Annotated in this window: 15 protein-coding genes; 2 read left to right on the forward strand and 13 right to left on the reverse strand. The window is 49.8% G+C overall.

Going from position 1 to position 12,379, the window contains the following annotated elements; translation table 11 throughout:
• Nucleotides 1–367 precede the first annotated feature (367 nt).
• A complete protein-coding gene (gene dgcQ / locus DT73_RS00135; RefSeq protein WP_036102209.1) occupies nt 368–2,026 on the forward strand; it encodes a cellulose biosynthesis regulator diguanylate cyclase DgcQ in 1,659 nt (552 codons plus the stop codon).
• Nucleotides 2,027–2,033: 7 nt separating this feature from the next.
• Here the strand turns inward: dgcQ and DT73_RS00140 are convergent, their stop codons facing one another.
• The 3 genes from DT73_RS00140 to DT73_RS00150 form a co-directional block, all read right to left on the reverse strand.
• Nucleotides 2,034–3,254, reverse strand: coding sequence for a glycosyl transferase (locus tag DT73_RS00140; RefSeq protein WP_036102213.1), 1,221 nt, complete (start codon nt 3,252–3,254; stop codon nt 2,034–2,036).
• A gap of 10 nt (nt 3,255–3,264) precedes the next feature.
• Nucleotides 3,265–4,077, reverse strand: a complete 813-nt coding sequence (locus DT73_RS00145; protein ID WP_036102216.1) for a mannosyl-3-phosphoglycerate phosphatase-related protein — start codon at nt 4,075–4,077, stop codon at nt 3,265–3,267.
• Nucleotides 4,078–4,422: 345 nt separating this feature from the next.
• A complete protein-coding gene (locus tag DT73_RS00150) occupies nt 4,423–4,638 on the reverse strand; it encodes a YodD family protein (RefSeq protein ID WP_036102219.1) in 216 nt (71 codons plus the stop codon).
• Nucleotides 4,639–4,752: 114 nt separating this feature from the next.
• On the opposite strand from DT73_RS00150, the gene dsrB reads away from it, so the two are divergent.
• Entirely contained in the window at nt 4,753–4,941 is a 189-nt protein-coding gene (gene dsrB, locus DT73_RS00155; RefSeq protein WP_036102221.1) for a protein DsrB, read from the forward strand.
• 255 nt (nt 4,942–5,196) lie between these two features.
• Here dsrB and rcsA read toward each other — a convergent pair whose 3' ends face one another.
• From rcsA to fliJ, 10 genes are all read right to left on the reverse strand, one after another.
• Entirely contained in the window at nt 5,197–5,823 is a 627-nt protein-coding gene (rcsA, locus tag DT73_RS00160; RefSeq protein WP_036102225.1) for a transcriptional regulator RcsA, read from the reverse strand.
• A 525-nt stretch (nt 5,824–6,348) separates the two neighbouring features.
• Entirely contained in the window at nt 6,349–7,146 is a 798-nt protein-coding gene (gene fliR, locus DT73_RS00165; RefSeq protein WP_036102232.1) for a flagellar biosynthetic protein FliR, read from the reverse strand.
• 9 nt (nt 7,147–7,155) lie between these two features.
• A complete protein-coding gene (gene fliQ / locus DT73_RS00170) occupies nt 7,156–7,425 on the reverse strand; it encodes a flagellar biosynthesis protein FliQ (protein WP_036102234.1) in 270 nt (89 codons plus the stop codon).
• A 15-nt stretch (nt 7,426–7,440) separates the two neighbouring features.
• Nucleotides 7,441–8,178, reverse strand: a complete 738-nt coding sequence (gene fliP / locus DT73_RS00175) for a flagellar type III secretion system pore protein FliP (RefSeq protein WP_036102236.1) — start codon at nt 8,176–8,178, stop codon at nt 7,441–7,443.
• Nucleotides 8,178–8,579 (reverse strand): flagellar biosynthetic protein FliO, encoded by a 402-nt coding sequence (fliO, locus tag DT73_RS00180; protein ID WP_036102238.1) that lies wholly within the window; start codon nt 8,577–8,579, stop codon nt 8,178–8,180. The genes fliP and fliO overlap by 1 nt, the downstream gene beginning before the upstream one ends.
• Nucleotides 8,579–9,049: a flagellar motor switch protein FliN gene (gene fliN / locus DT73_RS00185; RefSeq protein WP_036102240.1), complete on the reverse strand. Its 471-nt coding sequence runs from the start codon at nt 9,047–9,049 to the stop codon at nt 8,579–8,581. Before fliN ends, fliO begins: the two co-directional genes overlap by 1 nt.
• Complete coding sequence (gene fliM / locus DT73_RS00190; RefSeq protein ID WP_036102242.1) at nt 9,046–10,047, reverse strand: flagellar motor switch protein FliM; 1,002 nt, start codon at nt 10,045–10,047, stop codon at nt 9,046–9,048. The genes fliN and fliM overlap by 4 nt, the downstream gene beginning before the upstream one ends.
• Nucleotides 10,048–10,051: 4 nt before the next feature.
• Nucleotides 10,052–10,528 carry a flagellar basal body-associated protein FliL gene (gene fliL, locus DT73_RS00195; protein WP_036102244.1) on the reverse strand — a complete coding sequence of 159 codons (477 nt, stop codon included), beginning with the start codon at nt 10,526–10,528 and terminating at the stop codon, nt 10,052–10,054.
• A gap of 102 nt (nt 10,529–10,630) precedes the next feature.
• Nucleotides 10,631–11,926, reverse strand: a complete 1,296-nt coding sequence (locus tag DT73_RS00200; protein ID WP_036102246.1) for a flagellar hook-length control protein FliK — start codon at nt 11,924–11,926, stop codon at nt 10,631–10,633.
• Complete coding sequence (fliJ, locus tag DT73_RS00205; RefSeq protein WP_036102249.1) at nt 11,923–12,366, reverse strand: flagellar export protein FliJ; 444 nt, start codon at nt 12,364–12,366, stop codon at nt 11,923–11,925. The genes DT73_RS00200 and fliJ overlap by 4 nt, the downstream gene beginning before the upstream one ends.
• Nucleotides 12,367–12,379 lie beyond the last annotated feature (13 nt).

Consider the following 12,379-nt stretch of genomic DNA (forward strand, 5'->3'; position numbering starts at 1 on the left):
CCGGCAGTTCAGTTTGGGCTGCCGGTTATCCAGGATTAGTCTATGGCGTATTTACCGATAAGTGAGCGGGCTATATTATGTCGCGCAAATCTTCTCCGGTTTTACGCCATTTTCATTTCTGTGGGCGCTAACGCCGGTGATTCTTCCCATACCCAACATTTTCAATTGTTATGCATGTCAGTCTGCTATGCAGTAACCGCTTTGCTATATTGCAGAAAATATTGCAGAAAATGGATACTGCCGGAAATCGGAGTAGTTGCCGTTATTGCCGCAATTTGATGCATGAAGGGAATTCCGCAGCATCTGAGTACGCCAGTTGCACCGTATTTTTGCCCGTACGCAGAGCGGATGGAGCCAGTGAGGCCGCATGTTCGCTAAGTTAACTAATATCAAAAACCCCCAAAAACTTGTTACGCTCTGTTTTACCCTTGTGTTTTTGGGGGCCTCGCTACTGGTGTGGCGAGAAGGCGTGATGCTGGAGCAGGCCTATATCAGCGACCAGCGTAATACGCTGGATAACATAGCTTCTTCCCTGGACAAACAACTGCAGCACAGTGTTGATATTTTGTTTTTTTACCAGCAGGCAATGGAGTTTTCGCTGGATACGCCTTTTATTACCAATAGCACGCATCCAAGCCTGAAAGCATTTAACCGCGAGCGCCATAAACCCTGGTGGTCGATTAGTTATGACCAGCGGCGTACCATTCCTGTGTTTGGGGTATCTGAAGAGTTTGTCGAGCAGCACAGCGATTTAATGCGTAACAACCGTGCACTCGACAGAGAATTGAGTGCCGCACTGGAACTGAGTTACTTGCTGCCGTTATCGCGCTATGCCAGTACGCTACAGTTCCGCACCTGGTATATTTCCCGTGCCGGGATGTTTGTTACCAGTAATGGGCATAAGCTGGATAAGTCAGTTCAGACCACCTTCCGGCGCATGTTGTCCCGGCCATTTTTTGCCCAGCAATCCCCGGCCAATAACCCGGACCGTGCAGTGTGCTGGAGTTATTATCAGGATAAAACCAACCCGGAGTATCAGGTGGTGACCGCCAGTGTTCCGCTGGATTACGAAGGTTACTGGTATGGCGTAATCGGGATGGATTTTACGCTGGATGTGTTGCACGGCTACCTTAAAGGGATTGCTGAGCAACACTCAACGGATAATGGCTCAGTGTACCTGCTGGACAGCAAACTCACCGCACTGACTTCAAGCCAGGGTCGCCATGGTGAACATTTGGTGATGAGCCCTGTTGACCAGGCTCGCCTGGCGCAGGACATGAGCAGCAATACTGTGGGCGCCTTGCGGATGCAAAACCGCTTCATTACCTGGGCGAAGCTCGATAGTTTTGATGGTGTGTTGATTCGGGAACATAACCTCTATCAGGGGCTACGCGGGGACTTTGGGCATATTATTCTGCTCCTGGTTTTTGTCTGGGTAATGTTCACCGTATTGCTGATTGGGACCTGGTATTTTATCCGCCGCCTGGTGACCAGCATGTCTGTGATGCAAAGCACGCTGTCGTGGCGCGCCAATTATGACACGATGACGCGCCTGTTTAACCGTGGTGCGTTTATAGATCAGGCGCAACAGTTGTCTGCCCGTTGTCGCCCGAATAGCCAGCCTTTTTCGGTGATTCAGTTAGATCTTGATCATTTCAAAAGCATCAATGACACCTGGGGGCATCAGGCCGGGGATAAAGTGCTGAAACATGCCGCTGCAATTATCAGTAATACGGTGCGAGGCCAGGATATTGCCGGGCGGGTAGGGGGCGAGGAGTTTTGTATTGTGATGCCCGGAGCCAGTATTACCGATGCAGCTCAGGTGGCTGAGCGTATTCGTGAGAAACTTGCCAGCAAACCTGTGGTGTACAGCGCAGAGGTGGTAATTGCTATCAGCGCGTCTTTTGGTGTCAGCAGCTCAACAGAAAAAGGCGATTATGATTTTGAGCATCTGCAATCCGTTGCAGACAACCGGCTGTACGCCGCCAAAGAAGGCGGGCGAAACCGGGTTTGTGCTGAAGACTAATCAATATCTACACTTCGCCTTTGTTGTCCAGCTCTACGGCGTCATACAGCCGTGGCAGCAGGTCAGGAAAGGCGGACTGAACCCGGCTCCAACTGGGAATGAATGGTTTGTCGTTAGGGCGTTCCACAAAGGCCTGTCCCGCCTCAAGAATCACCTGAGTGAACATCTCAACGGCAGCTTCTTCGTTGTGCAAATCAAACGACAGGCCATTCATTACTGCATCATGGCGGTACATTTCAATGACATCCAGCGCATTCCGGTAGTAGGTCGCTTTCAGTACCCGGAAGGAATCCCCGGTCACCTGTGCACCCTGGGTGGCCAGTTTGCGCAGCAATGACTGGACAATGTCATTACACATACGCCGCAAACCCCCACTACCGTCTTCACCAGTCAGGTTCTGGTGCTTATGGTCGTAGTTATCAGCAATTTCGACCTGGCAAGTCTGCCGGGTTGCGTAATTGCGGTAGATTTCAGATAACACGCCAATTTCCAGTCCCCAGTCTCCCGGGATTTTAATGCCTTTTAAAACTTGCGTGCGCATGGCGAACTCACCAGACAACGGGTAACGGAAACTGCTCAGGTATTCCAGGTAGTCACTGTTGCCATAGACCATTCGCAGAGAACGTAGTAACGGGCCGACCAGCAAGCGACCCACGCGGCCATTCAGTTTGTTATTGGCAACCCGGGCGTAAAACCCCTTACTGAAGACATAATCAAACGACGGGTTGGCAACCGGGTAAAATAGCCGTGCCAGCATGCCTTTATCCCAGGTGAGAATGTCACAGTCGTGCAGGGCTACACACTGGGTTTTATCCGAGGCCAGTGTATAGCCGGTGCAAAACCAGACATTGCGCCCTTTACCCATAGCTCCGGGTGCGAGACCTTCTTTTTCCAGTTCGGCATCCAGCGCCTTCAGGCGTGGCCCGTCGTTCCACAAAATCCGGTGGTGCTGGGGGAGTTGAGCAAAAAACTCGCGTGCATAAAGGAATTGTTCGCGAGTGGCATTATCAAGGCCAATCACAATCTCTTCCAGCCAGTCTACGGTGGCCAGTTGGGTAACAATATTCTTCAGTGCCGGGCCTTCCAGCTCAGAAAAAAGGGAAGGGAGTATCAGCCCCATTTTATGTTTACGTGAGAAACCACGCAGAGCGGTCTCCAGCGATTCTGTTGGCCGCTTAACCAGGTTATGAAAGTTTGTGATGACACCATTTTGATGAAAGTCGGTCATTATTCCCTCCTCAATCGGAAACTGAAATAAAGTGATCCAGGCCTTCTCGCCAGCCCTCCGGGCCGTAGTGCGTGGTACGCAAAATGCGGTCAGGTTGTTGTTGTTCTTGTTGCGGGCAGAGTTTACCCGTGCCGTGGCTGTTAATGACCACGGCGTAATCCATCTCATTCAGCAGGCTGGCGTCATTAGGCGCGTCACCTAACCCTAACGTCAGGCGGCGGATACCATCATGTTGCTGGTAAAAAGTAATGATGGCCTGCGCTCCCCGGCCTTTCCCTGCATCAATATCAGCAACATGCCAAAAGCGCCCACCCTGAGTCAGGCCAAGACCCACACGGCGTAACGCTGCACGGAACTCGCCGAGGCGTTCAGGTGTGTCTTCCCATATCAGGGGTTCCGATGCGGTACGCTGCATGGCAAGGGCGGCCTGTTCAGGGTTTAACCCGGTCCAGCTGCAAACCTGGCTGACATCCACATTGAGAAAACCCGTAAACCGGAAATCTCGCCGCAGTGAATGGAGCAACTCACCAATGTTTGCCCGGGTAATGCCATTGTGGGTCAGTGGCTCTGGTTTACTGTCCGGTCCGGGGTACTGAATAGCCGCGCCATTTTCTGCGATAAAAGGGTGGCCGGTTAAGCCCAGTATTTTTTGCCACCGGGTGATTTCGACAGGTGTTTTGCTGCTGCACAGAATCACGGGCACGTCATGTTGCTTAAGGCGCGCCAGCCAGCTGGCGGCAGGTTGCCAGTCATAAGTATGGTGGTCGAGGAGAGTGCCATCGAGGTCACTAAAAATCAGCAATGGCTGACGAAGATGCGGCATGTTGTCCTCCTTTCCTTATCGCCCACTACAGCACAGAAATCATGCTGTATTACGGTTACAGAATTGGGACAGCGTATGTCGCCAGGTTATTCCTAAGAATACGCTGATTCCAGGCCGCTCAAGCAGTCGTTTTTCTTATGGATAAAACAGCCGCAATACACAGTCAGTGGCGTGTTTCACTTTTGCCAGCCTGGAATAATAGAATATATGCTTGTTTTAAGAGGAATCTGTAGTTATGTTTTCCATCGGCACCGGTTTTTCTGGTGTAACGAATTTTTGATGCTACTTGCGCAGGCAAGAGTTCGCCCCGGCCACGGGATAAACCTGTAGCCGGGGCGCTTTATTTTAGCGGTTAATTTCGGCCACGCTGAAATCGCGAATATCCAGTTCGAACGCATCAGCAAGCTCAGGCCAGGTATGAAAGTTGCGCCCGTCAACACTCACACGTTGCGGATGTTCCGCGTTGTCAGCCCGACGCACTTCACTTTCGCTAATTTCATTAATGGCTGCCAGTAAAGCATCCACATCGACAGCGTTACTGCCAGTATTACGGGAAGTCATTTCTGTTACCCCTCTGAACGCCAATTAGCCAGTTAAAGTATAGCTGTATTTTTTGTGGTTACCTGGCCTGGTAAATTCATCTAAACTAAACCCAACAATGATTCGGAGGGTGGTATGAATATTAACGATCATGTGACAGTGAAAACTGATGGTGGCCCGCGACGCCCTGGTGTCGTGCTGGCAGTAGAGCAATTTAGTGAAGGCACCATGTATTTGGTTTCACTGGAAGATTACCCGTTGGGTATTTGGTTCTTTAATGAGAAAGACCACCCGGATGGTATTTTTGTTGAAAAAACCGCCTGATTCACTGCAGGGTACGACTACCGGGCTGAGTATTACACTGCCCGGTTTTTTTTTGCCTCTAACGCATGAGTTGACGGCTTTTTGAGAAGATTCCGGGAATGTGACTGGTGTTTTAACTTATTGTTTTTAATTGTTATGTACATTGTAGTGGCTGCTGGTGTACGGCTTGACGGCGATGTGATTAACAAGTCAAACACATGCCGTTGCTGTGCAGATTACATTATTATTTTCATGTAGGGTAAAGAGTTGTGATGGTCAGGACCGCATATTAACAAAAATGCCATTTGTGACGTTATCAGCCAGACGGACAACATGATAAATCACTTGCTTATTGTGCGTTTTAATCTTCTTCTTAATATTCCCTTTGTGGGATGAAACCGTCTTAGCCTTGATATTCATCTGGTCAGAAATCTGGATGGTATCCTGCCCGGACATCCACATTTTTAACATGTGAGATTCAGTACGGCTTAACGATAAAGTAGGAACGGATATCTGTGTAATACACTGATTTTCGGTTGCTAAATAATCACCAACAATGCTGTCAAGTGCTTCAGGCTTAATTGATTTAGAACTAATCAATAAATTTTTCCGAACGCGCAAATATTCGTCGAAATGAATATTCGCAATAGCCATAAACACAATAAATAGTGTGGATGGATATTGGTTGATGATCTGCTTTATCCGCTGACTACTTTCTGCATCATGAATAAAACAGTCTTCGTTTATAAATACCACATTAGGCTGGGCAGACTGGCAAGAGACGGCAAGTTCACCGACATTTTCAACATTCAAAATATGTCGCTTCTTTACCCCCCGACTGGCCAGGTAACCGGTGAGCCCTAGCCGGGTATAGCTACATAAGTCCATGATAATCGTCGACATAGCAAACCCTCACTAAACGTGTTATCCGTAAAAGCACAACGTATGTTAACCATTCGCGTCGTGACGCTAAACAAAAATCCATACCGGATTAGCGTGCCTGAAAGACAAACACGGCTGTTTGCTTGTGCTATTTATGGTTGAGATAAATTCCTGTTAATCCGGTTATCTTATCTCACGCGCACCCATAAATACTGGAACCTCGCCACATCACAATACATTATTTTGCTGTACTGACCCGGTACCTGAATAGCTGGCCGGATACAGTGCATTCAAATCTGTTTCCTGACGGGCGTGCAGTGCAACATAAATAAACATTCAGCAGACAAGCCATTCACCAGAAGTATCTCTGTATTTCAGGTAAAGTCACTATCCCGTAAAGTTCTGTATAATTTGCCAGGAATCTTCTCAAAGTAAAGAGAATGTTTTGTTATGGGAAAGGGGAGAAATCTTTTAAAGCAGGCCTGCTTTATGCTTAGGGCTGATTGGTGGTTTTGATTTTAAGATTTTCCTTAGGTGGTGAATGTATCAGGAGGGTGTCGTTACTCCAATATTGCTAATGATTTCAGAAAGCAGATTAAACAGATCCGCGAACAGGCGTTCAGCGAAGGGCGCGATAAGCGGCATCAGAACCGCGATGATAATCATGCCTGTAGTCAGCGTAATTGGGAAACCGATCACAAAAACAGATAATTGCGGTGTCATGCGGTTTAGCAGGCCTAATGCCAGGTTAACGGTGAGCAACAGCGTAATCAATGGTAAGGCCAGCATGATACCATTGATAAAGATAAGGCCACCTGCACGGGCAAGTGACATAAAGACATCCGGGTTAATCAGTGACGGGCCAATGGGCAGTGTGTGGAAAGAATCCACCAGCAGGGAAATCATCCATAAATGCCCGTTCCATGTCAGAAACAGTAACAGTGCCAGCATTTCCATAAACCGCGCCAGCACTGGCATGCTCATGTTGCTCGACGGGTCGAGAAACGTTGCGAACGACAACCCCATCTGCAAGCCCACAATTTCCCCGGCAGCACGAATAGCAGCAAATGCGATTTGCATGGTAAAGCCCATGGCAATGCCAATCATGGTTTGCTGAAGCGCAGTCCAGATGCCTTCTGGCGAGAAAATGGGGATTACCGGGAAAGGGGGTAATAATGGGGCGACTACTGCAGTAATAATCAGGCCCAGGCCCAGTTTTACCTGGCGGGGAATCGCCCGTTCACTCAAAATGGGAGCAGTCGCAATCAGGGCCATGATGCGCAGCAAAGGCCAGAAATAGAGGTTCAGCCACTCGGCCCACTGTAAACTGGTAACCTCAACCATAAATAATTCTTAACCAATAATATAAGGTAAGTTGGTGAACAGTGTGCGCATATAATCAAGCAGCAGGTTCAGCATCCATGGCCCGGCGAGGATAATCGTCACGAATACGGCCAGAATTTTGGGTATAAAGGCCAGGGTCATTTCGTTTATCTGGGTTGCTGCCTGGAGCATACTGATCAATAAGCCACTGACCAGCGCCACTAACAGCAGCGGGGCTGCCAGCATAATGGCGATACGCATTGCTTCCGTGCCCATCATCATGACCGATTCTGGTGTCATCGCAGGGTCTCCAGGTTAACTGTAAAAACTTTGCGCCAGCGAACTGACAAGCAACTGCCAGCCATCCACCAGAACAAACAGCATAAGTTTAAAAGGCAGTGAGATGGTTGCCGGTGGAACCATCATCATACCCAGCGCCATCAAGACACTGGCAACCACCAGGTCAATAATCAGGAACGGGATAAAAATGGTGAAGCCGATTTGAAACGCCGTCTTTAACTCGCTGGTGACATAAGCAGGCAACAGAATGCGCATGGGAACGGCTTCCGGGCCTTCAATCGGTGGCGATTTGGACAGGCGGGCAAACAGTGCCAGGTCTGCTTCACGAGTCTGGCGCAACATAAACTGCCGCAAAGGTTGCGCACCTTTTTCAATTGCCTGCTCCATAGAAATCTGGTTCTGGCTGAATGGCTGGTAGGCATCGGTATAAATTTTGTCAAACACCGGAGCCATAATAAAAAAGGTCAGAAACAGCGCCAAACCCAGTAACACCTGGTTTGGTGGTGATGAAGCGGTACCCAAAGCATTTCGCAACAGGCCAAACACGATAATGATACGGGTAAAACTGGTCATCATCAGCAGTACAGCTGGCAGGAAGGTCAGCGAGGTGATGAAAACCAGCGTTTGAATGGGTAGTGACCAGCTTTGCCCACCGCCGGACAGCGGCTGGCTGATAATACCGGGTAACTGAGCAAAAGCGGCGGGCATGACAAACCACAAACCCGCTAAAGCGAAAGGCAGCAAACGACGCATCACTGCTTCCCCTGACGTTTAAGAATTGTTTTTAGTGCATCCTGGAAACTCGGCGGCTGGCGTGGTGCTGATGCACCATCCGCAGGCGTTTCTTCTTCATTTGGCACTGCCGGGGGCAGGGTGTGTAAATGGGTTATTTGTGTGGCAGTTACGCCCAAAACCAGCCGGGCATCTTCCACATCAACAATAACCACTTTTTCACGCTGCCCAACAGTAACACTGGCAGTGACTTTCAGCCCCCGGGCACTACCATGCCTGGGGGTAAAACCAAAGCGTTTAGCAAACCAGGCAATGCCCAGAATCAGAATAATGATGACGCATAACGCGGCGCTCACCTGAATAAGAGACGTGGCCGGTGAACTGACATCCTGCGCGACTACCGCGCTGGTCTGGTTTGCCATCAGCGGCTCAGGCGACGCATACGTTCAGAAGGCGTGATAATATCGGTAATACGTACCCCGTATTTATCTGCCACTACCACTACTTCACCCTGGGCAATCAGGTAGCCGTTTATCAGAATATCCAGCGGTTCCCCGGCCAGACCTTCCAGCGACACAATAGAGCCTTGTGTCAGTTTTAACAGCTCTTTGATTGTCATGCGGGTACGGCCCAGTTCAACGGTCAGCTTGACCGGGATATCCATAATTAAATCGATATCCTGTAAAGAACCCGTCACGTCTTTATCTTCAAGAGAACGGAAAATACCGTCGCTACTGGCAGCAGGCTTACTTTCCGCTTCTTTTTGTTCGTTCAGTGCTTCTGCCCAGGGATCATCGGCCGATTCTGTACTTTTTTGTTCGTTCAGCGCGTCAGCCCACAGATCGTCCACTGAGCCTTCTTTTCCATCGGACGGTTGGTTGGTATCACTCATTTGGGCTGTTCCTCATTCATCGAATTCAAAATCGGGTTAATCAAATGTTCAACGCGCAGCGCGTACTGGCCATTGAGGGTGCCGTACTGGCTGGTCAGTACCGGTACACCATCCACATGAGCGATAATGCGATCCGGTTTATCAATTGGCAGCACATCGCCAGGCTTTAATTTCAGTACTTCTGATAAGCGTAGCGAAACATCGGCGAAGTTGGCTGTCAGTTCCAGCTCTGAATGCTGAACCTGGCGAACCAGAGTTTCGCGCCACGACTGGTCTTCCTGACGGGAGTTTTCCAGTGGCGGGTTAACCAGTGTTTCACGTAACGGCTCAATCATGCTGAAGGGCAGGCAAATATTGAACTCCCCGGTCAGCGTACCAATTTCCACATGGAAGGGCGTGTTAACCACGATATCGTTCGGCGAAGTGGTGATGTTGGTGAATTTCACCTGCATCTCCGAACGAACATATTCGATATCTAATGGATAAATCGCTTTCCAGGCGTCACTGTAGGCTTCCAGTGCCAGTTTAAGCATACGGTTGATAACGCGCTGCTCGGTATGGGTAAACTCACGGCCTTCTACTTTAGTAGGAAAGCGGCCATCGCCACCAAACAGGTTGTCCACCGCAATAAACACCAGGCTTGGCGAAAACACAAACAACCCGGTGCCGCGTAACGGTTTTAAATGAATCAGGTTGAGGTTAGTCGGAACCGGTAAGTTACGTGCAAATTCCAGATATGGCTGGATGCGAATACCACCCACCGTAATATCCGGGCTACGACGCAACAGGTTAAATAACCCCATGCGGAACTGGCGCGCAAAACGTTCGTTGATTATCTCCAGTGCCTGGAGACGTTCACGCACCATTCTGCGCTGTGTATTGGGGTCATAGGGGCGAACATCGCCCTCACCCCCGGATTTTTTTGGCTCATCGCTGCTGTCATTGCCACCATTGAGCAATGCATCGATTTCCGCCTGAGAAAGAATACTGTCACCCATCACATCACCGCAAAATAAAGGCAGTGTACAACACGTCAGTGACAACCTGTTGGGGTTGCCCCGGCACCAGAGGAGGAGCAAGCGTTTGTTTGATAGCTTCCATCAATTTTTGCTTGCCTTCATCGGTTGCGAGCACAGTTGCATCCTGGCGTGAAAGCAGCAGCAACAAACGGCTGCGTACTTCCGGCAGAAAATCATTAATACGCTGGCGCGTTTCTTCATCTTTGAGACGCAGTGTAATGCCGATATACAGCACACGATCTGCATCACCCAGATTAACTGTAAATGTATCCAATGGGAAAAAAACGGGTGCTGGAGGCGGCGGCGGCGGTTCAGCATGCGCGGTTTTATCCGCGGGTGCCTGTTGCATACGCCAGTAGCTGTAACCGGCTACGGCGCAGGCAGCCAGAGTAATCAGGACCAGTATAGGTATCCAGATTTTACGTTTGCTTCCTTTACCTTTAGTAACTGTATCAGTCATTTGGCGAATTATTCCTGTGTCAGTACTGCGTCATTTTATTATCGCGTCTTCGCCGGGGAACAATAGCGGGAAAAGACGCGATTATTCGCGCTACTTTAACGTTTAAGCAAAGATATCAATGGCATTGTTGCCAGAGCCTGTTGCCGTGAGACTGGCCGGGGCGATAATTGCCTGGTCGTCACTGTTATCGGCCATAAACCCGGTTTGATTATTGTTGCCGCCGTTATTTTGTTGACTGAACTGTTGCTGTTGCTGCCCGGCAAAGGTATCGCTGCTAATACTGCTCTGGCCCAGTTGGATGCCACTTTCTGCCAGTTGCGTACGCAGGGTTGGCAATGCAGCTTCCAGTGCGGCACGCACATGGCTATGGGCTGCGACCATATGTACCTGAGCCTGGTTGTCTTCGAGCTTCAGGCTGATTTGCACGGCACCCAGTTCTTCAGGGTGCAGGCGTAATTCTGCGTTTTGTTGGCCGTTACGGGTGAACAGCGTTATTTGCTGACCAATATTTTGTTGCCATTCAGACGTGCCTAACTGCGCATTGATTTGCGCTGTCGCCGGAGCCACTACCTGAGCGGTAGATTGCGGCTGAAGGACATTGGTGCTGCTGAATACAGACGCGGTGGCAGAATGCTGGCTGGTGGCCTGGCTTATTGCAGAGGCCAGTTTATCGGTTTTACTATCCGCGTTATCCAGAGTGGCCTGTGCGGATGTGTTTACATCGGCCTGCGCAGCCATTGGGTTAAACACGTTTTGCTGTGCTGTTTGCTGAGCACTGGCCGCAGCTGTGGTATCTGTTACGTGCTTGTCTGTGCTGCTAACGGTGGTGTGCGCTTTGGTTGCTGTGTTCTGGCCGGTGGTCAGAATACTCGCTAAAGAGGTGGAGAGTTTACCTTCACCCGTGGTTTTATCTGTTGCCACATCGTCAGTGGTTTTTGCCTGCAGAGCTGTTGCCGGCGTTTGCTGGGGCAGCATTGCAAACAATGCACTCAGCGCAGAAACCTGCTGGTCAGAAAGTGCAGTGCCGTCTTCGGCTGTAGTCGCCGTGGTGTCAGTGGTTGTTACACCTTCACGGGTGGTTAATGTCGCGGTTTTCGCGCCCAATAACGCCAGCAAACTTTGTGCATCTCCGTCTGTTGCGCTATCCAGCTGTTCCAGCAATGCGCCAAGTGAAGTTGGCGTGTCTGCATCACTGGTTCCGGTATTTTTACCCGCAGCATTTTGCGTCAGTTGTGCCAGAGAGACAGTTTTGCCGTTGGCAAGCGTGAGTTGTTGGCCCAGAGTTTCACCCAGCAAGGCGAGAAAATCCGTGCTGAGACCTTTGCCCTTGCTGAAAGCCGAGGTCGCCTGGCCGGAATCTGTGGTTGCTGTAACGGCAATTTTGGGTAACGTTATCATTCGCTTTTCCTCAGTGAGGCCCGTTGGGCAAACTCATCCATTTTTTTCTGATCCTGGCGGTTTTCTGCTTGCAGGGCTGCAGTCGCTTTACGTTCCTGCAGGGTCTCCCAGGCCTGGAGCCGCTGTTTCTTTTCTTTCCAGAAGTTCAGAGCCTGGTCCACCTTGTGGTTCCACTGCTCCAACTGCTTGCGGTGCTGTTCTATGGCAATTTCCAGTGTGGCAATAAATTGCTGATAATTACGCCAGCGCTCGCTTGCGATTCCCTGGCACATATCATTATTCAGATTATTGCGATATTCATTCTGGTAATTAAGCAGCATTTCTAGCTGTTCTTTGGCCTGTTGACAGCCACGGCGCATATCACCAAGACGAATGGCGGCGTCGTCAACTTCTTTTGCAGCCAGGTCGTGTAATGTGTCTAACGCACTGTGTTGACTCATTTTCACTCCCCCT

It is taken from the genome of Mangrovibacter sp. MFB070, assembly GCF_000705335.1.
Classification (GTDB): domain Bacteria; phylum Pseudomonadota; class Gammaproteobacteria; order Enterobacterales; family Enterobacteriaceae; genus Mangrovibacter; species Mangrovibacter plantisponsor.

Excerpts from the sequence above, each read along its gene's own strand:
- fliP (WP_036102236.1), bottom strand. The coding sequence starts at position 8,178 with ATGCGTCGTTTGCTGCCTTTCGCTTTAGCGGGTTTGTGGTTTGTCATG.
- fliM (WP_036102242.1), bottom strand. The coding sequence starts at position 10,047 with ATGGGTGACAGTATTCTTTCTCAGGCGGAAATCGATGCATTGCTCAAT.
- fliJ (WP_036102249.1), bottom strand. The coding sequence starts at position 12,366 with ATGAGTCAACACAGTGCGTTAGACACATTACACGACCTGGCTGCAAAA.
- fliO (WP_036102238.1), bottom strand. The coding sequence starts at position 8,579 with ATGGCAAACCAGACCAGCGCGGTAGTCGCGCAGGATGTCAGTTCACCG.
- DT73_RS00200 (WP_036102246.1), bottom strand. The coding sequence starts at position 11,926 with ATGATAACGTTACCCAAAATTGCCGTTACAGCAACCACAGATTCCGGC.
- DT73_RS00150 (WP_036102219.1), bottom strand. The coding sequence starts at position 4,638 with ATGACTTCCCGTAATACTGGCAGTAACGCTGTCGATGTGGATGCTTTA.
- fliQ (WP_036102234.1), bottom strand. The coding sequence starts at position 7,425 with ATGACACCAGAATCGGTCATGATGATGGGCACGGAAGCAATGCGTATC.
- dsrB (WP_036102221.1), top strand. The coding sequence starts at position 4,753 with ATGAATATTAACGATCATGTGACAGTGAAAACTGATGGTGGCCCGCGA.
- fliR (WP_036102232.1), bottom strand. The coding sequence starts at position 7,146 with ATGGTTGAGGTTACCAGTTTACAGTGGGCCGAGTGGCTGAACCTCTAT.
- DT73_RS00140 (WP_036102213.1), bottom strand. The coding sequence starts at position 3,254 with ATGACCGACTTTCATCAAAATGGTGTCATCACAAACTTTCATAACCTG.
- fliN (WP_036102240.1), bottom strand. The coding sequence starts at position 9,049 with ATGAGTGATACCAACCAACCGTCCGATGGAAAAGAAGGCTCAGTGGAC.
- rcsA (WP_036102225.1), bottom strand. The coding sequence starts at position 5,823 with ATGTCGACGATTATCATGGACTTATGTAGCTATACCCGGCTAGGGCTC.
- DT73_RS00145 (WP_036102216.1), bottom strand. The coding sequence starts at position 4,077 with ATGCCGCATCTTCGTCAGCCATTGCTGATTTTTAGTGACCTCGATGGC.
- fliL (WP_036102244.1), bottom strand. The coding sequence starts at position 10,528 with ATGACTGATACAGTTACTAAAGGTAAAGGAAGCAAACGTAAAATCTGG.
- dgcQ (WP_036102209.1), top strand. The coding sequence starts at position 368 with ATGTTCGCTAAGTTAACTAATATCAAAAACCCCCAAAAACTTGTTACG.